The organism is Peptoniphilus grossensis ph5, from assembly GCF_000311825.1.
GTDB classification, from domain to species: Bacteria; Bacillota; Clostridia; order Tissierellales; family Peptoniphilaceae; genus Peptoniphilus_A; species Peptoniphilus_A hominis.
Genome location: NZ_HE978566.1, coordinates 424,636 through 425,581, shown reverse-complemented (window position 1 = coordinate 425,581; position 946 = coordinate 424,636). Strand labels below are relative to the sequence as shown.

Sequence of the window (946 nt, the reverse complement as noted above, 5' to 3'; positions counted from 1 at the left end):
GGTTTTTTTACATTAAAATCTTCAACAATCTTGGACTCTAATTCTTCTGTATTATTTGGTAAAGCAAAGGTCTTAACCGGAAATGAAAGCCCAAATAATAAAGTCGCCATAGTAGTCGCTACAACTTTTTTCATATTTTCCTCCATATTTTAAGTTAGTATCTTACAAAAATTTTTAATGAGAAAATCTCATAAGAAATATTAAATGAAATAAAAAATTAAAATAAATTGCCTACTACTTTATCTCAAGTTACTAAAACAAATAATATTTAAAAATATTTAACTATGTGTAAAGATACCACAAAAATATTACCACAAGCTTACTTTAGGGTAAATAAAAAATATTTTTCATAAACAAAAAATAAACATTTCTTTGACTTTGTAAAAAAATTTCTATATTCCTCAATAAAAAAAGAGAAAGCCTAAGCCTTCTCTAATTCAAAAATATTAATTTTATTCTTCGTTAAATAATAAGTCTATCATCTTTTCTGGGTCATCTAAAAAAGTTTTTGTAATGCTATAGGATTCTGTCTCTTTATAGGTCTTCTCCTCTATACCACTTTCGGAAAATTCAAAAATTTTCGCATTAGGATACGCCAAGAGAATTGGCGAATGTGTTGCTATAAAAAATTGTGAATCGTCTTTTTCAAGTTCATGGATTATGCACAAAATAGACATTATTGATGTTGGCGAAAGGGCTGCTTCTGGTTCGTCTAGTAGATAAATACCCTTGCCCCTAAATCTATTTAAGATTAAGGACCTAAAACTTTCTCCATGGGATTGAAAATGAAGAGACTTGCCGCCATAAGAATCATAAAAATCATAATAATCCGAGGCTCCACCTTCTGCTAAGTTATCAACTTCTGATGCAAGATTGTAAAAAGATTCTGCTCTTAGGAAAAATCCATCCCTCTCCTTGCCTGGTCCTCTTCCTATTTCTAAAATAT

The 946-nt window shown here is 29.5% G+C and carries 1 protein-coding gene; it reads right to left on the bottom strand.

Going from position 1 to position 946, the window contains the following annotated elements; genetic code table 11:
- Positions 1-452 precede the first annotated feature (452 nt).
- Positions 453-946, bottom strand: a 494-nt coding sequence (locus HGPG_RS01955; protein WP_019124372.1) for an AAA family ATPase, incomplete at its 5' end; no start/stop codon positions are given.